The following is a 19,032-nucleotide window of genomic DNA, read 5'->3' on the forward strand; positions in this document are numbered from 1 at the left end:
GTGCAAGGCATGGCTGACGCCCAGACCAACGCCGCGCCCACGACCCGGCGCGGCACGTTCGTCTCGCTCGAGGGAATCGACGGCTGCGGAAAGTCCACGCAGGTGGCGCTTCTGGCCGACCGCCTGGAGGCGGCCGGCCACGAGGTGGTGCGCCTGCGCGAGCCGGGAGGCACCGCCATAAGCGAGAAGATCAGAAAGATCCTGCTCGACCCCGCGAATGGGGCGATGGCGGACGAGTGCGAGCTGCTGCTGTACGAGGCCAGCCGCGCGCAGCTGGTGCGCGAGGTGATCGCGCCGGCGCTCGCGCGCGGGGCCGTCGTGGTGTGCGACCGCTACCTGGACTCCACGTACGCCTACCAGGCGGGAGGGCGCGGGCTCGACGCGGCGCTCGTCACGCGCTGCAACGAGCTTGGCTCGTGCGGCGTTGTGCCGGACCGCACGCTGGTGCTGGACCTCTGCTGCGAGGACGCCCTGGCGCGCGCGACGGCCGGCGGGGCGGACCGCCTGGAGCAGGAGGGCATGCGCTTCCAGGAGCGCGTGCGGGCGGCGTACCTGCGGCTTGCGAAGGCGGAGCCCGAGCGCGTGCGCGTGGTGGACGCCGTCGGCACGGTCGAGGACGTGGCGGCGCGCGTGGATGCGGCGCTTCGGGGTGTTGTCGCGACGCCTCTGGGGCGCGGGGACGCGGGGGCGGCCCATGAGTAGCGGTTCCGCGAGGCCGGGCGCGCCGGCCGTCCCGAAGGTGCTGGCGGGACTTGCCCAGCAGCCGAGGGTGCAGGAGTTTCTCGCCGCGGCGATAGACGAGGGCAGGCTGAGCCACGCGTACCTGTTTGTGGGCGCGCCGGGCTCGGGCATGCTCGAGGCTGCGTACGCCGTGGCCCAGGCGCGCGTCTGCCCGAACGGGGGCGACGGCACGTGCGACGAGTGCATTCGCGTGGCGCACCGCACGCACCCGGACGTGCACTACCTGAGCCCGCAGAGCGTGACGGGCTACCTCGTGGGGCAGATCCGTGAGCTCATCGCGGACGTGGCGCTGGCGCCCATCCGCGCGGCCGGCAAGGTCTACATTCTGGACAATGCTGGGCTTCTGCGCGGCGCCGCGGCAAACGCGCTGCTCAAGACCCTCGAGGAGCCGCCCGAGGGCGTCATGTTCATCCTGATCGCGCGCTCGGCGGTATCCGTGCTTCCAACCATCGTTTCGCGCTGCCAGCAGATCCCGTTCCAGATCGTGAGCCCGGGGGCGGCGGAGCACGCCGTGGAGCTCATGAGCGGCATCGGTGGGGCGGAGGCGCGCATCGCGCTGGCCGTGACCCACACGCCGGAGGCGGCGGCGCAGTTCTTGGCGTCGTCGGGCCGGCGCGAGGCGCGGCGCCTGGTGGTGCGCACGCTGGGCGAGCTCGCGCGCGACGACTCGTGGGACGTGCTGACATCCGCCCGGCGCATCGTGGAGGCGGCCCGCGCGCCTCTTGCGGACGTGAAGAGCGAGCAGGAGGCGGCGCTTGGCGAGAGCGCGGACTACCTTGGCAAGGCGGCCATGCGCCAGGTGGAGGACTCCAACAAGCGCGAGCTCACCGCGCGCGAGCGTTCGGGTATGATGGAGACGATCGCCGCGGCGGACTCCCTCCTGAGGGACGTGCTGCTGCGCTGCGAGGGCGTCGGCGAGCCCATCGTGAACGAGGACGCCGCCGACATCGTGGACCGGCTTGCCGCCGGCACCACCACCGAGGGGGTCGTGCGCGCGCTTTCGGCAACCAGCCGTGCCGCGGACGACGTATCCCATAACGTGACACCCCAGCTGGCCATCGAGGTCATGCTGCTCGGCGTGAAGGAGGCACTCTCATGCCCACCGTACTAGCGGTGAAGTTCAAATATGCGGCCCACGACCTGTGGTTCGACCCGGGAAGGACCGGCGCCCAGGAGGGCGACCACGTCATCTGCACCACGGAGCGCGGCCAGGAGATCGGCCTTGCGACCATGGACGCGCAGGAGGTCACCCCGGAGCGCCTGCGCGAGGTGATAGGCGAGGCCGGCAGGCTCCAGCCCGTGGTGCGCGTCGCGACCGACCAGGACCTCGCGCGCGCGGACATGCTGGCGCAGCGCGGGGACGAGGCGTTCCCCACGTTCAGCAGGCTCGCGCACGAGTCCGGGCTCGACATGAAGCCCGTGGGCGTCGAGTACCTGTTTGGCGGCGGCAAGGTCGTGTGCTACTTCTCGGCGGAGGACCGCGTGGACTTCCGTCAGCTGGTGCGCGACCTCTCGCGCGAGCTGCACGAGCGCGTGGACATGCGCCAGATCGGCGTGCGCGAGGAGGCCGCCATCGTGGGCGGCTTCGGCCACTGCGGCCAGGAGCTGTGCTGCACGCGCTTTGGCAGGCGCTTCGAGCCGGTATCGATCCGCATGGCAAAGGAGCAGGACCTGCCCCTCAACTCGTCCAAGATCTCCGGCGCGTGCGGTCGCCTCATGTGCTGCCTGCGCTACGAGTTCGAGGCGTACCGCGACTTCAAGAGCCGCGCGCCCAAGCGCAACGCCGTGATCGACACGCCCCTGGGCAAGGCGAAGATCGTTGAGTACGACACCCCGAAGGAGCAGCTCTGCCTGCGCCTCGAGAACGGCAAGCAGGTCCGTGTCGCCCTCGCGGACATGGAGGCGTCGCCGGCCGCGCACAAGAAGAGCGAGGAGCTGGGCTGCGCCTGCCGCCCCGACACCGTGACCCGCTCCGCGCTCGAGAAGCTGCAGTCCCCCGAGGTGCAGATGGCCCTGGCGGAGCTCGACCGCAAGAACGGCGTCGCCCCCGCGGAGACGTACGACGACTCCGACATCTTCGTCGAGGCGCGGCCGCGCCGTCGCCGCCGCTCCGGAGGGCAGGCGCAGGGCCCCGCCGCCGATGCCGCCCAGCGCCCGCGTCCCAAGCACGCGAAGCCCGCGTCGGAGGCGCCCGCGGACGCGGCCGCCGAGAAGCCGTCGCGCCGTCGCCGCCGCAAGAAGGCGGCGGAGGGAGAGGCGCGGTCCCAGGATGGCACTCCACGGGGCGAGCGTCGCCAGGGCGAGAAGGACGCGGCCTCCCAGGCCCCGACCCGCTCGGGCGGCATGCACCGCCGCCGTCACCACCACGCGGCCGAGGGCGACGCCCCGTCCCAGGACGGAAGGGGCCAGTCCCGCGCGGACGGCCAGGCTCGTCCCCAGAGGCAGCGGGGAGGGGCGCCAAAGGCAGAGGGAGGCAAGCGCCGCCGCCACCCCGGCGACCGCGGCGGCCAGCAGCCCGCCGACGGTGCCGGCAGCCAGCGCCCGCCCCGCGCGAAGGGCGCGTCCTCGCCGTCGGCCGAGGGCTCTGACAAGCCCAGGCGCCGCCGTCGCCATCGCGGCGGAGGCAAGCCGGGCGGAGACTCCTCCGCAAGGCCCTCCGGCAACGGCCCCAAGCCCTCCTCAGAGTAGAGTCGAAGCCCCGCGGGCCCCTTCGCCCGCGGGGCTCTTCATGTTCCGGACGTCACGTCCTTCTCGACAAAAACAGCACAAGTGTTCTAATCGTTCGCGCGGCCGCGCCTACCTGTGCCTGGTCCGCCCCGCGACTCGTCCCGGCGGACCGCCGGCGCGCGATGGCGGAATTAATGTCCACTGGCACTTCCAAACTACGAACAGATGTTCTTAAATGGATGCTGTCGGAGGGGGAACGGTGGACACGTCGCGCAAGATCCTACACTGTGACATGAACGCATTCTATGCGAGCGTCGAGCAGGCGGAGCGGCCGGAGCTCAGGGGGCGCCCGCTTGTCGTGGGCGGAAACGAGGAGCTCAGGCACGGCATCGTGCTGACGGCGAGCTACGAGGCCAAGCGTCGCGGCGTCAAGACGGCCATGGCGCTCTGGCAGGCGCGCCAGGCCTGCCCGGACGTGGTGATCGTCCCACCGCGCTACGAGCTCTACCGTCGCTACTCGATGGCGGCGCGCCGCATCTACTACGACTACACGGACCTCGTGGAGCCCTTTGGCCCTGACGAGGCGTGGCTCGACCTCACGGGCTCCATCCACCTGTGGGGAGGCGACGTCCGCTCCGTCGCGGCCTCCATCTCCAATCGCATAAAGCACGAGCTCGGCATAACGTGCTCCATCGGGTACTCGTGGAACAAGATCTTCGCCAAGTTCGGGAGCGACCACGACAAGCCGGACGGCTACATGGAGGTGCTCCCAGACAACGCCTGCGACCTCGTGTGGAAGGCCCCGGTGGGAGACCTCCTCTACGTGGGGCCCGCCACGGAGCACAAGCTCAACCACTTCGGCATCTGGACCATAGGCCAGCTCGCCCGCGCAGACCCCGCGCTCGTCAGGCGAACGCTCGGCAAGCCCGGCCTCGTCGTCCAGGCCTTCGCCCAAGGCAGGGATGCGAGTCCCGTGCGACCGCTCGACCTTGCCATCACGGACACGGAGCGGGAGGTGAAGAGCGTGGGCAATGGCATAACCTGCCCTTTCGACGTGGAGGACGTGCGCACGGCCAGGCAGGTGGTCTGGCTCATGGGCGAGTCAGTCTCCCAGCGGCTCAGGCAGCTTGGCCTCATGGCGCGCACCGTATCGGCAACGGGTCGCGACTTCCGCACGCTCGCCTGCCACAGCCGGCAGGCCCGGCTCGACCGTCCCAGCAACATCACGACCGAGATATGCTCCCTCGCCGCGAGCCTCCTCGTATCGGACTGGGACTTCAGGTACGAGAAGATCCGCGCAATCGGGGTGCGCGCGTCGAACCTCGTTCCGGCCATGCGTCCCGTGCAGCTCGACATCGAGGGGGTGGAGGAGAGGCGCCTGCGACAGCGCGCGCTCGACGAGTCGATGGACGAGCTCAGGCACCGCTTCGGCAACCATGCGGTCAGGCGTGCGTCGGAGCTGCTCGACCCACGGCTCTCCGGTCTCGACCCCGAGCGCGACCACTTTACCCATCCCGTCTCGTACTTTGCGTGAGGTGAGCCCTTGTGGACGGCATAATCGACAGGAGGAAGCACTATGTTGAGGTCCTTTCCGAGACGGACGTGGAGGGGCGGGCCAAGCCCCTCGAGGTCATATGGGACGACGGGACGCGCTACAAGATCGACCGCGTGCTCGATCGGCGGCAGGCGCACTCGCTCCGCACGGGAGGGACGGGCATGCGCTACACCGTGCGCGTCGCGGGAAGGGACACCTTCCTCTACTACGAGGGGCCGCGATGGTTCGTCGAGGCGAAGGTGCCGCCGTCGTATCTTGGCTAGTCGTGGTGGCGCGAACGAAAGACGCCATTGCGCACCTTGCGTCCAGTGGAGCGGTTATACTCGAAAACAAAGGTCGTAGCTGCGACGATTGGGGATTCATGTCTGACAGGGCTTTACATGGGGTTAACCTTTCCGGTTGGCTTACGCTCGAGCCGTGGGTCTCTCCGGTCCTGTTCGCGGACTCCGGGGCCCTGGACGAGGAGAGCCTCGTCCGCTCGCTCGGCAAGCGCCACTATCGCGACCTCGTGAGCGAGCACAGGGCCGACTTCATAAAGCAGACGGACTTCGTCCATATCGCCGCGCGTGGCTTCAACGCCGTCCGCCTTCCCGTTCCCTGGTATGTCTTCGGGGACGACGGCCCCGAAGCCGGTCCGTTCCTCGGCTGCATCGAAAAGGTGGACAAGGCGTTCGACTGGGCGGACGAGATAAGTCTCAACCTCGTGCTTGTGCTGGACATCGCGCCAGGCTCCGCGAGCGACCAGACGTCTCTGGTGCGCAACCACGACGACTTCTCCCACTACCGCAACGATATGGTCTCCGTCCTCGGCATGCTCGCGAAGCGCTACGCCACGCGGGCGTCCTTCGCGGGCATCGAGGTGGCGGACGATCCCGCCGTGCAGGTGAGACATGGCCTCACGCTCACCGATGGCGTCCCGATCCACAGGCTCCGGAACTACTATCGCGATGCCTACGACGCCATCCGTCGCGAGGCGGGGGACGACGTCAGGGTCATCATTCCCGACGCCGGCGAGCCGGCCTCGTGGCGTCACTTCATGGCGCACGACCGCTACAAGAACGTGTGGCTCGACTGCCATCTCTACCACTACACGGACAGCGTCAAGACGGCCGGTCCGTCGGGCGTGAGGAGCCTCGTCAACAAGTCGCAGAAGTCGCTCCGCGCCGCAAGGAGGAGCGGCCTTCCCGTCATGGTCGGCAAGTGGTCCGCCGCCCTGCCGTTCTCGGACTCCATGACCACCCCGGAGGGGCGCATCGCCCTCGAGCGCGTCTACATCTCCGAGCAGCTCAATGCCTTCAGGGACTGCGACGGGTGGTTCTACCAGACGTGGAAGACCGACGGAAAGCTCTCGAGCTGGGACGCGAGGATATCCCTCGCATCCTTCGAGCGAAGGATGCTGGCGTGAGCGCGGCGTCGCCGGGCGTGCTCAGCGTCGTGGGCACGCCCATAGGAAACCTCTCCGACGCATCGCCGAGGGTCATTCAGACCCTGAAGTCCGCCGACCTCCTGCTCTGTGAGGACACGCGCGTGACGAGCAAGCTACTCGCACGCTTCGACGTGCACGTCCCGCTTCAGCGAGCGGACGAGAACGTGCTCGACCAGAGGGTGGAGCCGACGCTCGAGCGGATTGAGGCGGGGGACCGCGTCGCCTTCGTCTCGGATGCCGGCATGCCGGGCGTCTCAGATCCCGGCCAGAGGCTGGTGGACGCGGCGCTCGACAGGGGGCTGCGCGTTGAGGTCATACCGGGCCCGTCCGCGGCCATCTGCGCGCTCGTCGCCTCCGGCCTACCCATGGAGCACTTCTTCTTCGAGGGGTTCCTGCCGCGCAAGGCGGGCGCCATGCGGGCCAGGCTCGAGGAGCTTGCCGTCGTGCCCGGCGCGCTCGTGGTGTACGAGTCGCCGCATCGTGTCGCGGCGACTCTGGCACGCATCGCGGAGGTGCTTCCGGACCGCGACGTCGCCCTCGTCCGCGAGCTCACGAAGGTGCACGAGGAGTGCCTCCGGGGCCACGCTCCCGAACTCGCCGCGCTCGTCGCTGAGAGGGACGAGGTCAGGGGCGAGTGCGTCGTCGTCATCGGCGCCCCCACTGAGGAGGAGCTCTCGGGAAGGCGCGACGCGGCGAGCGGGGGAACCCAGTCTCTCGAGGAGGCGATACGCGCCGGCCTCGAGGAGGGCGAACCCAAGACCAGGCTCGCGAAGCGCCTTGCGAAGTCCTTCTCGCTCACGAAGGCCGAGGCCTACGACGCGATTCTGCGGGAGAGCGGGCGATAGCGCCGGGTTGTCCCCATGGACGCGCCCGCGCGCTCCCGCGTACAGGTGGAGCAGATGTGCGCCCACAGCCTGCGCGAACCGCGCGAATGCACCTGAGTTACAATTGTCCATCGCGAACGTCGCGGCGACATGCGCCGTCGGCAAGCCAACCATTCCGTCATTAGGAGACCAGCACCATGGCAGACAAGCCCTCGTTCTTCATCACCACGCCAATCTACTACGTCAACGCGAAGCCGCACCTGGGAACCGCGTACTCCACGGTCCTGTGCGACGTCCAGGCGCGCTACCGTCGCGCCAAGGGCTACGACGTCAAGTTCCTGACCGGCATGGACGAGCACGGCGAGAAGGTCGAGGAGGCCGCCCACGAGCACGGCATGGAGCCGCAGGAGTGGTGCGACAGCCAGGCGCCGTACTTCAAGGACCTCTGGAAGACCCTCGAGATCTCCAACGACGACTTCATCCGCACGACCGAGCCGCGCCAGACCCGCGCCGTCCAGTACCTGTGGGATCGCATGCGCGAGTCCGGCTACATCTACAAGGGCTCCTACGACGGCTGGTACTGCGTGCCCGAGGAGACCTACTTCACCGAGACGCAGGTAGCCCATGCGGACGAGGACCGTCACACCGAGGGCCAGCACCTCTGCCCCGACTGCGGCCGTCCCCTGGAGCGCGTGCAGGAGGAGTCCTGGTTCTTCAAGCTCTCCGCCTTCCAGGACAAGCTGCTGGCGCTCTACGACGAGCATCCCGACTTCGTGCAGCCCGGCTTCCGCATGAACGAGGTGCGCACCTTCGTCGAGGGCGGCCTGCAGGACCTCTCCGTGTCCCGCACGAGCTTCGACTGGGGCATCAAGCTCCCGTTCGACGAGAAGCACGTCACCTACGTGTGGTTCGACGCCCTGCTCAACTACATGACGGCCGTGGGCTACGGCGACCCCAGCGAGGCCGCGAAGAGGGAGCTCGCGTACCGCTGGCCCGCTCAGTACCACGTCGTTGGCAAGGACATCATCCGCTTCCACTGCGTCATCTGGCCCGCCATGCTCATGGCCATCGGCGAGGCCCTGCCCGAGCACGTCTTCGCGCACGGCTTCCTCATGGTCAAGAACGAGGAGACCGGCCAGGGCGAGAAGATGAGCAAGTCCCGTGGCAACGCCATCGCGCCGCAGGAGGTCATCGACCTTCTGGGCGTCGAGGGCTACCGCTACTACTTCATGACCGACGTCAAGCCCGGCGAGGACGGCGCCATCAGCTTCAGCCGCATGGAGCAGGTCTATAACGCCGACCTGGCCAACAGCTGGGGCAACCTCGTGAGCCGCGCCCTCAACATGAGCGTGAAGTACTTCGACGGCAAGAGCCCCGAGGTCCCGGAGGACTGGGCGACGCGCCCGAACCCGCTCAGGGACGTGGCGCTCGGCATCGAGGGACGCTATGCCGCGCACATGGACAAGATCGAGTATGACGACGCGAAGGACGTCGTGATGGAGCTGGTCCACGCGGCAAACCACTACATCGAGGACTCCGAGCCCTGGAACGTGGCGAAGGACCCCGCCCGTGCGGGCGAGCTGCAGGACATCATCCTGAACCTGCTCGAGACCATCCGCATCTGCGCGCACCTGCTCGCGCCGTTCATGCCCGAGACCTCCGCGGAGGCGCTGCGCCGCATGAGCCACGGTGACGAGGCGGCGACCGACGACCTTGCGGCCGCATGCGAGTGGGGCCAGCTCAAGGGCGGCCTTCCCGTGACCAAGGGCGACGCGCTCTTCCCCCGTCTGGCCAAGAAGTAGCCCCATGGCCCAGACGCCGCACTCATGGCTCGCCAACCCGTCCAGGACGCGCGAGGTCCTGGACGGGTTCAGCCTCTACACAAAGCACCGCCTCGGGCAGAACTTCCTGGTGAACGACTCCGTCATCGGTCGCATCCTCGGCCTGGCGGAGCTGGGCGAGAAGGACGTGGTCTTCGAGGTCGGGCCCGGCATCGGGACCCTTACCGTCGCCATGCTGCCGCATGCCGGGGCGGTGTGCTCCGTCGAGGCGGACAGGACCCTGCCGCCCGTGCTCGCACAGACCTGCGCGCGCGACTCCGAGCGCTTCGCGCTGCTCGAGGGCGACGCCCTCAGGGTCGACGTGGGGGCGCTGACGGATGCCGTTCGCAACCTTGGCATCGAGGGGCTCGACCCCGCCCCGACTAAGCTCGTCTCGAACCTGCCCTATCAGGTGGCGGCGACCATCATCCTGAAGACGTTCGAGCAGATGCCCACCATCGGGCGCGCCGTCGTGATGGTCCAGGCGGAGGTCGCCGACCGCATCTCCGCAAAGCCCGGCAGCAAGGCATACGGCGCCTACACGGCGAAGCTCTCGCTCCTGGGAACAGTGACCGGGCGCTTCGAGGTGGGACCAGGTAACTTCATGCCGCCCCCGCACGTTGACTCCGCCGTCGTGAGGATCGACCGCGACCCCGCGCGCGACCCCGCAACGGGAGAGCCTCTCTCTCCGGCGATGCTCGAGGCCACGAGAGGCGTGATCGAGGCCGCGTTCGCCCAGCGTCGCAAGACCATACGAAACTCCATGTCTTCGGCGGGCTACGCGAAGGACGCGCTGGACGAGGCGCTGTCCGCAACCGGCATTGAGCCGACGGCCCGCGCGGAGACCCTCGCGACCGAGGACTTCATTCGTCTTGCGGACGCGCTGTCGCAGGTGGGGAAGGAGTAGGCGTGTCGCAGGAGATGCTTGGCATGGACGCCCTCACGCTCGAGGACGGGGAACTCTTCCACGACCGGAAGGGCCGCGCGAAGCCGCTGCCCGCGCCGCTCGCCCCCATCGCGGACAGCCACGGCCATCTGACGAGCTTCCGCAAGCACGACGCCTCCATCGCCATCTGCCGAGCCGCGCTGGCGGGCGTTCGCCTGCTGGTGGTGCCCGTCGACCCCGTGGACGAGGTGCCGCGGAAGTTCTCCACGGCGCAGGCGTTGCTCTCGTGGCTGGACGAGCAGGTGGAGCGTGCGGCCGAGCGCCTGGACGAGTGCGCCGAGCGCGGTCTCGTGCCGCCGGATTTTTCCGGGTGGGATGTTCCCGACCTCGTGGACAACGTGCGCATCGTCGCGGGGGCGCACCCCTACGGCGCGGCGGAGCTCACGGACGATGCCCTGGCCAGGCTCGACGCTCTTCTCGACAGCCCGCGCTGCGTGGGCGTGGGCGAGATAGGCCTCGACTTCGGCCCGTACAACGAGCTTCCCGCGGACGTGCAGGAGGCGGCGTTCAGGGCGCAGCTGCGCATTGCGCACGAGCGGGACCTGCCCGTAGAGCTGCACATTCGCGACAACCCGGACGACCCCGACGCCCAGGCTCACGTGCTTGCCGCGCGGGTGCTGAGGGAGGAGGGCGTGCCCGGGCGCGGGTGCGACCTGCACTGCTTCACGCAGGGCCCCGACGTGATGGCCCCGTTCGTCGAGCTGGGCTGCGACGTGGCGTTTGGCGGCGCGATGACGTTCAACCGCTCGGACGACATCCGCGAGGCGGCGGCGCTGTGCCCGGAGGAGCAGCTCCTGTGCGAGACGGACGCCCCGTACATGGCGCCCGTGCCGCTGCGCGGCGAGGAGTGCGAGCCGGCGATGGTCGCGTTCACGCTCGCGAGGCTGGCGGAGGTGCGCGAGGCCGGCGGGTACGCTCGGCAGTCCACGTACGACGCCTGCTGGAGAAACGCGTGCGCGCTCTTCTCGCTGTAGCGCCGGCGTGGTAGCATGACACAAAACCGACGACCCCCCCCGCGCGCAAGCGTTGGGGGGTCGTGTGCATGTGGGGCGTGACTGGCAGCACGATGCGGGACCTTGCGGGCGGCATGGCGGAGCTTTTGTGGCCGACGCGCTGCGTGGGCTGCGACATGCCGGGGGAGCTTCTGTGCGCGGACTGTCGCTCCGCGCTGCCGTGGATAGACCAGCGCTGGGCGTGCCCGGTGTGCGGAGCCCCGTTTGGCTGGCTCACGTGCACGGAGTGCTCGCGTGACTGGGAGCTGGCCGGCACCGTGTGCTGCCTGCCGTTTGCGGGGCTCGCGGCGCGCATGATCACCTGCTACAAGGACGAGGGCGAGAAGCACATGGCGCCGGTGATAGCGGCGGCCATGCTGACCTCGCTCGAAGAGGCGTCGTCGTGGCCGGGGGCGGACGGAGGCCCTCGCTTCGACGAGCGCGCCCTCGACGGCGTGTGCTTCGTGCCCGCGACGGCCGAGGCATACGCCAGGCGCGGGTTTGACCACATGGAGCGGGTGGCGGCTCTTCTCGCCCGCGGGACGGGGCTGCCGCTTGCAGACGTGCTGGCGAGGCGCTCGGCCCGCGACCAGCGCGAGTTGGGCCGCGACGAGCGCGCCGCGAACCTCGCGGGGACGGTCGGCGTGGTGGAGGACGTGCGGGGCTTGCGGCTGCTTCTTGTGGACGACGTGATCACGACCGGGGCGACGGTGCGCGAGGCGGCGCGTGCCCTGCTGGCGCGCGGCGCGCTGGCCGTGAGTGCGTGCTCGCTCGCGCGCGTGTGGTGAGGGCGTGACGAAAGTGCTGGTATACTATGCGATTGTTCCATCCAGGTCTGTGGTTGCGGGGCAAAGCCCCTAGTCCATGGCAGACGAGGCCAAAGGGATCCACGTAAGCTCGGGCGTGCGCGGCCGAGCGAGCATGGCTCGTCCTAGAAGTCAGTCGCACCGCCCGTAATTCCTCGAGGCATCCGGCCTCCCGGGCGAGAGGGCCAACAGTGGGGGGCCGAGCAGCCCCGAAGCGACGGTCCCGGTGCGCGAGTGTGGGGTCAAATACCAGGTCAGCTGGGTGGGACACGTTTGAGGTTGCACGAGGAGAGGTCCTGGGATGAGCAAAGCCGTCCACCGCAATACCGTAGCCGCCGCGGCGGCGCTCGCAACCTGCGTCGCGCTGTCGGGCTGCTCGAGCCCCCTGTCCGCCGTCGCGGGGCCAAGGGCCAGCGTGGGCGAGGCGCTTGCCGCCAAGACCGCCGCGCTTTCGCCAAAGGTGACGTCGACCATAAGCAAGGGCGTGCTCACCGTGGGAATCGACACGCAGGACAGCATGGTGCCGCTGTACGTGGGCTCGAGCTCGGGCAGGGCGTACGGCATGGACGTGGACCTCGCGGGCGCGCTTGCGGACGAGCTTGGCCTGAAGGTGCGCTTCGTGAGCGTGGACGACGCGAACCCCGGCCTGGGCACCACGTGCGACGTGCTGATGGGCGCCGTGGACGGCCAGGTGGGCGGAGCGACGGTCGTGGGCGACTACGCGGAGCAGGCCTCGGCGTTCTTCCACAAGGGCGACACGGGCGTCGCGAAGGTGGACGACCTCTCGTCCAAGTCCGTCGGCGTGCAGATGGGCTCCGTGTCGCAGACCGCGCTCTCCAAGACCGGCCTCGTGATGTCGGTCAAGACGTACGACAACCTGAACGCCGCGTTCGACGCGCTCGAGTCCGGAGGCGTGGACTACGTGCTGTGCGACGCGTATAGCGGCGCATACCTCTCCACCCGCTACGACGAGGTGTGCCTCGCGGGCACGCTCGACGCGCCAAGGGCCCAGGGCATCGCGGTGTCCTCCCAGAACGCCGAGCTCGCGGACGCCGTGAAGGCCGCGTACGACGCGGTCGAGAAGAACGGTCTCATGGGGCTGGTGCGCAGGCGCTGGGTCGCGGGCATGGACGCGCTTTCGGCCTCGTCGCAGGTGCAGGACGTTCCGGCGGGCACGTCCGGTGCGGCCGCGTCGGGCGCGGGAACCGCGAAGGACGGCGACTCCGGCGGCGCGAGCCAGGCGTCGCTCGAGGGCGCGTCCGCGGGCCACGAGGCCGGCTCGAACGCGGCCACGGTGTAGGGGCCGGGTGCGCGGGGCGGCCAATCCTACCGAATGTCGAATGCAAGGGGCTTTTGTCGGCACCATTGGGTATTAATAGGGTACGCAAGTGCTCCAAAAGGGCAGAAAACGCGATAGTGGGAGGCACTGATGGCTGATATCAAGATTTCCGGGCGCAAGGTCTCCGTGTCCGATTCCATGCGTGAGCACGTGAACAGCAAGGTCGGCGAAGCGCTCAAGGTGTTCGATATCAAGCCCATGAGCTGCGACGTCGTGCTGCGCGTCGACAAGAACCCGTCCAACCCCGATCGCAAGATGTGCGAGGTCACGGTATTCGTGCGCGACTACGTCGTGCGCGTGGAGGCAAGCAGCTCTGACATGTACGCTGCCATCGACGAGGCGGCCGAGAAGGTCACGCGCCAGCTGCGCAAGTACAAGACCCGCGTGATCGACAGGAAGCAGCGCGCCGCCGTCGCGGTCCCGGAGCACGTGGACGACCTCGCGGAGCTCATCGAGCCGACGGACGACGACGATGACGTGCTCGTGCGCGAGAAGTACGTCGAGCTGAAGCCGATGACCGAGGAGCAGGCGCTTGTGCAGACGGACCTGCTGGGTCACGACTTCTACGTGTTTGAAAATGCTGCGACCGGGCTGGTGAACGTCATCTACCACCGTCATAATGGTGGATACGGAATCATCAAACCGCGCCTCGAACCAGAGGACGACCAGGCTTAGCGAGGTAAGCAGCAGATGGGTCAGCAGGCACAAGCCATATCTGACGCTCCTGATGTTCCGGCCGGCGTGAAGAGCACCGGCCGCGCCTATCATCAGAGGCGTAACGTCAAGATCATAGTGGACTCCACAGCGGACTTCGCGCCCGGCGTCGTGAAGCAGCTCGGCGTGGAGGTCATCCCGTTCACGTACGTGGGGCCTGACGGCGAGCACGTGGACGACATGTGGGCCGAAAGCGACCCGCACGAGTTCTACGAGAACATGCGCAAGCACCCGGACGTGCACTACACCACGGCGGCCGTCACGCCCGGCAGGTACTACGAGGTCTTCAAGCGCGCCGCGCAGGAGGGCATGCCCACGCTGTACATGGGCCTGACGGAGGGGCTCTCCTCCTCCATCAACTCCGCCCGCCAGGCAGCGGAGATGGTGCGCAAGGAGTACCCGGACTTCGAGATCTACGTGCTCGACAACAAGTGCGACTCCGCGGCCGGCGAACTTCTGGCCATCGAGGTGGTGCGCCAGGCCTCCAACGGCCTTTCCGCTAAGGAGCTCTACGAGTGGGCGAGCGACGCGCGCTACTTCGTGCACGGCTACTTCACGCTCGACAGCTTCGACGCGCTGGCCGCAGGCGGCCGCATCCCGCCCGCCGCGGCGAACGTGGGCGGCAAGCTCGACATCAAGCCGGAGCTCTCGTACGACACGAACGGCGCCCTCACGCTACGCGGCATGTGCCGCGGCCGCAAGAAGGCCCTTCGCGCCATCCTGCAGGACTTCCGCGACAACTATGCCCACGACGCCACGCTGCCCCTGGCCATCGTGTCGACGGACGCGCAGAAGGACGCGGACTGGCTCGAGCGCGAGGTCCGCAAGGAGAAGGGCTGCGAGGACGTAGCGATCATCCAAAGCAGCGTGTCGCCCATCCTGGGCTCGCACGTGGGCCCCGGCATGGTTGCGCTCGTGTTCTGGGGCACGGACCGCAGGGAGAAGATGTCGCTTACGGACCGCATCGCCCGCAAGGTGAAGAGGGGCGGCTCCGCCCAGTAGGCGGGACCGTACGCAAGAAGGGAACAGCATGGCACTCGTGCGCGTACGCAGGGTGGCGTTTGTGGGCTGCGGAATCATGGGCGCCCCAATCGCCTCCAGGATCATGGACGCCGGCTTCGACGTGACGGTCCACAACAGGACCAGGGAGAAGGCCGAGGGCCTCCTGCAGAAGGGGGCCCATTGGGCGGACAGCCCGGCCGCGGCCGCGCGCGACGCCGACGTGACGTTCACCATGGTGGGCTACCCCAGCGACGTGGAGGACGTCTACCTGGGGAAGGACGGCATCCTGGACGCGGCGCGCAAGGGCTCGTGGATGGTCGACCTCACCACGAGCTCGCCTACGCTCGCGCGCGAGCTGCACGACGCGGCGGCCGTGATGGACAAGCACGCCGTGGACTGCCCGGTGACGGGCGGGCAGCAGGGTGCCGAGGACGGCACCCTCACGCTCATGATGGGCGCCACGGAGGACGAGGCGAAGGTCCTTCTCCCCGTGCTGCGGGCGTTTGGCAAGGGCATCCACTTTCTGGGGCGCGCCGGCAACGGCCAGGCGTGCAAGCTGTGCAACCAGGTGGCGCTCGCCTCGTGCATGGTGGGCTACGCGGACGCGCTCGCGCTGGCGCGGGAGTCCGGGCTCGACCCCGACCAGGCGATCGACGTGCTCAGCGGCGGCATGGCGGATTCCGCGGCCCTGGAGCGCCTGGCGCCGAAGTCCGTGGTGGGCGACTTCGCCCCCGGCTTCCTGAGCGAGCACATGCGCAAGGACATCGCGCTGGCGCTGCGCCAGGCCGAGGACGTGGACGTGACGCTGCCCGGCGCGGACACCGCGTTCAACCTGTACGACGTGCTGTGCCAGATCGGCGGCTCCAAGCTGGGCACGCAGGCGCTGACGCTGCTGTACGAGGACGAGGCCACGGGCACGGCGGCCGGGCTTGACTGGTCGCTTCTGGACGCGGACCCGTACGCGGACGCGTCCGTGGCGGCCTCGCAGGACGCGCAGGGCGAGAAGGGCGCGCCGTCCGCGAAGGGCGCCGTTACCGGGGACGCGAAGGTCCGCCTGGTAAGCCGCACGCGCCGGGCGAGCCAGAACGGGGAGGCGTAGCTTGGGCGCGTTCGCGCTGGCGATAGTCGCCATCATGCTCATGTTGCTGGGCATCGTCATCGGCGCGCGCATCGGCAGCGAGCTCGCGCGCGGCTGCGTCACGAGACGCGAGTACTGGATGGCGAACCTCAAGATCGTGCTCGTGGGCGTGCTCGCGTCCGCGCTCATCGGGTTCACGCGGCTCATCCTGCTGTCGGGCATCCCCATCGGCGCCATGGCGGGCGCCATCGCCACGCTGAAGATGGACTTTGGCGAGAGCGTGGGCCCGTGGAAGTTTCACGACAGGGTGCTTGGGGTAAATAAGGACCAGCTGCGCCGCGCGGAAGGCGGCAACGCGGAGGCCGTGCGTCGCGCACGTCGCGACGGAACCCCCATGCCAGAGGTCATCAGCGTGTCCCAAAAGGACGCGAAGGACCCCAAGGGCACGTCTGGGGCGAAGGGCCCCCACCCTTCTCACAAGAGTTCGAAAGGCAAGTGATACATGAACGAATCCAGCCAGAGCTCCCTGGCGGTTCTCATCGACTACGAGAACCTCGCGCTGGGGACTGGCAAGCGCAAGAGGAACGGGCACCAGGAGCCCGGACCAAGGCCCGACGTCAAGCGCATCCTGGAGCGCCTGGTCGACAAGGGCCGCATCACGGCGAAGCGCGCGTACTGCGACTGGCAGCGCTTCGACGACGCCATCACGCCCCTGCACGAGCTGGGCATAGAGCTGATAGAGATCCCGGACCGGGCGTACACCGGCAAGAACTCCGCCGACATCAGGCTCTCGGTCGACGCGATGGAGATGTGCCTCACGAAGGACCACATCGACACGTTCGCCATCCTGTCCGGCGACTCGGACTTCTCGCCCCTGGTGACGAAGCTGAAGGAGTTTGGCAAGACGGTCATAGGCGTGGGCATGAAGCAGTCCACGAGCCCGCTTCTGGCGGAGGTCTGCGACGAGTTCCTGTTTTACGAGGACATCGTGCACGCAAGCGGCGTGCCGGACTTCCAGGCGAAGGTGTCGAAGGAGAAGCACCCCTGCTACCAGCTGCTGTTCGAGACGATCGACGCGCTGCAGGCGGAAAGCGACAGCGCGATCCTGGCGTCGCGCCTGAAGGACACCATGAAGCGCAAGCGCCCGCAGTTCTCGGAGCGAAGCTACGGCTACCGCTCGTTCTCGACGCTGCTGCGCGAGGCGTCCAAGCTGGGCTTCATCGAGATTCACCAGGACAGCAAGAGCGGCACCGTCATGGTGGACGGTTTTCGCGAGTAGACGGGAAGGAAGCGGCCCAAATGGCAGAAGAAGCAAAGACGGCGGACGAGAAGAGCCTGGAGCTGCTGGTTGCGCAGCTCGGCGGGTCTCATCGCCGTGGCAGGCAGGAGGCGTCGCGCATCGTGGCGGCCATCGCGAAGGCGAGCCCCGACGCCGTGCTGCCGTACGCGGATGACCTGGTGGACGCGCTTGACCGTCCGGAGGCCCAGACGCGCTGGCAGGTGCTCGAGGCGCTCACGGCGCTTTCTGCCGTGGACGCGCAGGCGGCCTCGGCCGCGCTCGACGGCGCCGAGGCGTCGCTGTTTGACGAGGACTCGCCCATCGTGCGACTGGCGGCGTTCAAGTTCCTGGCGGCGCTCGGCGCGCGCTCCAAGAGGCTTTCCGCGTCCGTCTGGCCGCTTCTGGACGAGGCGGTGCAGTGCTACCACGGCGACCCGGAGTACCGCGACATGCTGGTGGCGCTGGCGGAGTTCGTGCGCGGCGACGTGTCCGACGAGGTGAGGGCGGCCCTCGTGGCGCGCGTGAGCTTCGACGCGAAGAACGGCCGCGACTACGTGAAGACCATGTCGCAGGAGATCATCGACGCCGCGAAGGAGTAGCGCTCACGAGGCCGCGCCCTTCTCGCCCGGCGCCTCGCGCGCGTGGCAGGCCCGCCTTGTGCCACGCGCGGCGCGCGTTGCGTGGAGCTTGCGTTAAGCTTTCGCGCAGGCGTATGGGCAAAGTGCCCGCAAGGGCATCGCGTGGTCGTGCGGGCGGCCGGTCGTGGTACAGTCTGATGCGTATGTCGCAAGGAGCCGGCCCTGCCGGCCGAGCATGGAGGTTGAAATGACGGAGTCCACTTCCAAGGACAAGTCGCAAGAGAAGGACACGAAGGCCGAGAAGGTCGCCAAGGACGCGGCACCCAAGGCCAAGAAGCAGCTCCCGAAGTTCGTGGTGCCGCTGGTGTGCGCCGTGGTGGCGCTTGCCGTGGGCCTCTGCGCGGGCTACTTCGCGTTCGGCGGCGCGCAGGGCGGCGCGAGCGGGTCTCTTTCCGGCAAGACGACCGTGAAGAAGGCCGAGCTCGACTCCACGATCGCCACGTATACCTACGAGGGCAAGACGTACAAGGTCACGGCGCGCGACGTCATCAACAGCACGTCCTCGCTCAGCTCCCAGAAGCAGGACGACGGCACGTACAAGCTGCCGTCGGTCGATGGCGTGCTCTCTTACGCGCGCTCCGCCATCATCCAGAAGGAGGCCGAGGCCAAGGGCATTAAGGTGAGCGATAAGGACATGAAGTCCTACGCGCAGTCCACCCTTGGATCGAGCGACTACTCGAGCATCGCCTCGAGCTACGGCATGAGCAAGTCCACCGTGAAGGCCCTCGTGAAGCAGTCCGCCGAGATGCAGAAGCTTCGCGACAAGGTCGTGAAGACGAAGGTGGGCACTGCCCCCACCGCGCCGACCGAGCCCTCCGACGGCAACACCCAGACCGCGAGCGCCGACTACGCCAAGTACATCATCAACCTCGCCGGTGACGAGTGGGATGCCCAGAAGGGCACGTGGAGCGGCAAGGACGGCTCGTACGAGACCGCGCTGAAGAGCTACACGGTCACGGCCGACTCCGCGACGTACGAGGCCGCGCAGGCCGCGTACTACGTTGCCTACCAGGAGTACAGCCAGAAGCAGACCAAGGTGAGCGAGGAGTGGACCGAGTACGTGAACGGACTGCTCTGCAACGCCACGGTGAGCATCTCCAGCCTGATCGCCTAGCCCTTCTCGCCCCGCGCCAGGGGCGCGCAACGCGCGACAACGTAGCGTCACGAATGGCTCCCTCGAGCGCGACTGCGCCGGGGGAGCCAAC

Annotated in this window: 19 protein-coding genes; all 19 read left to right on the forward strand. The window is 68.4% G+C overall.

Translation table 11 applies throughout. The features are described from left to right. Positions 1 to 9 precede the first annotated feature (9 nt). Positions 10 to 702 carry a dTMP kinase gene (tmk, locus tag HF885_RS01165; RefSeq protein WP_170103146.1) on the forward strand — a complete coding sequence of 231 codons (693 nt, stop codon included), beginning with the start codon at positions 10 to 12 and terminating at the stop codon, positions 700 to 702. Beyond that, positions 695 to 1,852 (forward strand): ATP-binding protein, encoded by a 1,158-nt coding sequence (locus tag HF885_RS01170; RefSeq protein ID WP_170103147.1) that lies wholly within the window; start codon positions 695 to 697, stop codon positions 1,850 to 1,852. Before tmk ends, HF885_RS01170 begins: the two co-directional genes overlap by 8 nt. Beyond that, positions 1,837 to 3,429 (forward strand): regulatory iron-sulfur-containing complex subunit RicT, encoded by a 1,593-nt coding sequence (ricT, locus tag HF885_RS01175; RefSeq protein ID WP_170103148.1) that lies wholly within the window; start codon positions 1,837 to 1,839, stop codon positions 3,427 to 3,429. Before HF885_RS01170 ends, ricT begins: the two co-directional genes overlap by 16 nt. 238 nt (positions 3,430 to 3,667) lie before the next feature. After that, positions 3,668 to 4,942: a hypothetical protein gene (locus HF885_RS01180; protein ID WP_206109712.1), complete on the forward strand. Its 1,275-nt coding sequence runs from the start codon at positions 3,668 to 3,670 to the stop codon at positions 4,940 to 4,942. 11 nt (positions 4,943 to 4,953) lie between these two features. Then, the gene (locus tag HF885_RS01185; protein WP_206109713.1) at positions 4,954 to 5,226 is read left to right on the forward strand and encodes a hypothetical protein; all 273 of its coding nucleotides are present in this window, start codon (positions 4,954 to 4,956) and stop codon (positions 5,224 to 5,226) included. Between the two features lie 98 nt (positions 5,227 to 5,324). After that, a complete protein-coding gene (locus HF885_RS01190; RefSeq protein ID WP_170103150.1) occupies positions 5,325 to 6,368 on the forward strand; it encodes a glycoside hydrolase family 5 protein in 1,044 nt (347 codons plus the stop codon). Beyond that, positions 6,365 to 7,234: a 16S rRNA (cytidine(1402)-2'-O)-methyltransferase gene (gene rsmI / locus HF885_RS01195; RefSeq protein ID WP_170103151.1), complete on the forward strand. Its 870-nt coding sequence runs from the start codon at positions 6,365 to 6,367 to the stop codon at positions 7,232 to 7,234. The genes HF885_RS01190 and rsmI overlap by 4 nt, the downstream gene beginning before the upstream one ends. A 176-nt stretch (positions 7,235 to 7,410) precedes the next feature. After that, on the forward strand, positions 7,411 to 9,015 hold the full coding sequence (metG, locus tag HF885_RS01200; RefSeq protein ID WP_170103152.1) for a methionine--tRNA ligase: 1,605 nt from the start codon (positions 7,411 to 7,413) through the stop codon (positions 9,013 to 9,015). Between the two features lie 4 nt (positions 9,016 to 9,019). After that, the gene (gene rsmA, locus HF885_RS01205) at positions 9,020 to 9,940 is read left to right on the forward strand and encodes a 16S rRNA (adenine(1518)-N(6)/adenine(1519)-N(6))-dimethyltransferase RsmA (protein WP_170103153.1); all 921 of its coding nucleotides are present in this window, start codon (positions 9,020 to 9,022) and stop codon (positions 9,938 to 9,940) included. A gap of 2 nt (positions 9,941 to 9,942) precedes the next feature. Continuing rightward, positions 9,943 to 10,953 (forward strand): TatD family hydrolase, encoded by a 1,011-nt coding sequence (locus tag HF885_RS01210; protein WP_328804300.1) that lies wholly within the window; start codon positions 9,943 to 9,945, stop codon positions 10,951 to 10,953. Between the two features lie 68 nt (positions 10,954 to 11,021). Further along, positions 11,022 to 11,759 (forward strand): ComF family protein, encoded by a 738-nt coding sequence (locus tag HF885_RS01215; protein WP_170103154.1) that lies wholly within the window; start codon positions 11,022 to 11,024, stop codon positions 11,757 to 11,759. Positions 11,760 to 12,078: 319 nt separating this feature from the next. Continuing rightward, the gene (locus tag HF885_RS01220; RefSeq protein ID WP_170103155.1) at positions 12,079 to 13,077 is read left to right on the forward strand and encodes a substrate-binding periplasmic protein; all 999 of its coding nucleotides are present in this window, start codon (positions 12,079 to 12,081) and stop codon (positions 13,075 to 13,077) included. A gap of 129 nt (positions 13,078 to 13,206) precedes the next feature. Further along, complete coding sequence (hpf, locus tag HF885_RS01225; RefSeq protein WP_170103156.1) at positions 13,207 to 13,791, forward strand: ribosome hibernation-promoting factor, HPF/YfiA family; 585 nt, start codon at positions 13,207 to 13,209, stop codon at positions 13,789 to 13,791. 15 nt (positions 13,792 to 13,806) lie between these two features. After that, positions 13,807 to 14,832 carry a DegV family protein gene (locus HF885_RS01230; protein ID WP_170103157.1) on the forward strand — a complete coding sequence of 342 codons (1,026 nt, stop codon included), beginning with the start codon at positions 13,807 to 13,809 and terminating at the stop codon, positions 14,830 to 14,832. Between the two features lie 28 nt (positions 14,833 to 14,860). Continuing rightward, positions 14,861 to 15,931, forward strand: a complete 1,071-nt coding sequence (locus HF885_RS01235; RefSeq protein WP_170103158.1) for an NAD(P)-dependent oxidoreductase — start codon at positions 14,861 to 14,863, stop codon at positions 15,929 to 15,931. 1 nt (position 15,932) lies between these two features. Beyond that, positions 15,933 to 16,409 (forward strand): hypothetical protein, encoded by a 477-nt coding sequence (locus tag HF885_RS01240; RefSeq protein WP_206109714.1) that lies wholly within the window; start codon positions 15,933 to 15,935, stop codon positions 16,407 to 16,409. A gap of 3 nt (positions 16,410 to 16,412) precedes the next feature. Next, positions 16,413 to 17,189 carry an NYN domain-containing protein gene (locus HF885_RS01245; protein WP_170103159.1) on the forward strand — a complete coding sequence of 259 codons (777 nt, stop codon included), beginning with the start codon at positions 16,413 to 16,415 and terminating at the stop codon, positions 17,187 to 17,189. Between the two features lie 20 nt (positions 17,190 to 17,209). Next, positions 17,210 to 17,788 carry a hypothetical protein gene (locus tag HF885_RS01250; protein ID WP_170103160.1) on the forward strand — a complete coding sequence of 193 codons (579 nt, stop codon included), beginning with the start codon at positions 17,210 to 17,212 and terminating at the stop codon, positions 17,786 to 17,788. Between the two features lie 226 nt (positions 17,789 to 18,014). Then, the gene (locus HF885_RS01255; protein ID WP_170103161.1) at positions 18,015 to 18,941 is read left to right on the forward strand and encodes a hypothetical protein; all 927 of its coding nucleotides are present in this window, start codon (positions 18,015 to 18,017) and stop codon (positions 18,939 to 18,941) included. Positions 18,942 to 19,032: the final 91 nt, after the last annotated feature.

Source organism: Parafannyhessea umbonata (assembly GCF_012844235.1).
Lineage (GTDB): Bacteria > Actinomycetota > Coriobacteriia > Coriobacteriales > Atopobiaceae > Parafannyhessea.

Bases quoted from the DNA above. Each gene is read 5' to 3' on its own strand.
- HF885_RS01245 (WP_170103159.1), top strand. From the start codon at position 16,413: ATGAACGAATCCAGCCAGAGCTCCCTGGCGGTTCTCATCGACTACGAG.
- tmk (WP_170103146.1), top strand. From the start codon at position 10: ATGGCTGACGCCCAGACCAACGCCGCGCCCACGACCCGGCGCGGCACG.
- HF885_RS01220 (WP_170103155.1), top strand. From the start codon at position 12,079: ATGAGCAAAGCCGTCCACCGCAATACCGTAGCCGCCGCGGCGGCGCTC.
- HF885_RS01230 (WP_170103157.1), top strand. From the start codon at position 13,807: ATGGGTCAGCAGGCACAAGCCATATCTGACGCTCCTGATGTTCCGGCC.
- HF885_RS01250 (WP_170103160.1), top strand. From the start codon at position 17,210: ATGGCAGAAGAAGCAAAGACGGCGGACGAGAAGAGCCTGGAGCTGCTG.
- ricT (WP_170103148.1), top strand. From the start codon at position 1,837: ATGCCCACCGTACTAGCGGTGAAGTTCAAATATGCGGCCCACGACCTG.
- HF885_RS01215 (WP_170103154.1), top strand. From the start codon at position 11,022: ATGTGGGGCGTGACTGGCAGCACGATGCGGGACCTTGCGGGCGGCATG.
- HF885_RS01235 (WP_170103158.1), top strand. From the start codon at position 14,861: ATGGCACTCGTGCGCGTACGCAGGGTGGCGTTTGTGGGCTGCGGAATC.
- HF885_RS01255 (WP_170103161.1), top strand. From the start codon at position 18,015: ATGACGGAGTCCACTTCCAAGGACAAGTCGCAAGAGAAGGACACGAAG.
- rsmA (WP_170103153.1), top strand. From the start codon at position 9,020: ATGGCCCAGACGCCGCACTCATGGCTCGCCAACCCGTCCAGGACGCGC.
- HF885_RS01170 (WP_170103147.1), top strand. From the start codon at position 695: ATGAGTAGCGGTTCCGCGAGGCCGGGCGCGCCGGCCGTCCCGAAGGTG.
- HF885_RS01190 (WP_170103150.1), top strand. From the start codon at position 5,325: ATGTCTGACAGGGCTTTACATGGGGTTAACCTTTCCGGTTGGCTTACG.
- hpf (WP_170103156.1), top strand. From the start codon at position 13,207: ATGGCTGATATCAAGATTTCCGGGCGCAAGGTCTCCGTGTCCGATTCC.
- metG (WP_170103152.1), top strand. From the start codon at position 7,411: ATGGCAGACAAGCCCTCGTTCTTCATCACCACGCCAATCTACTACGTC.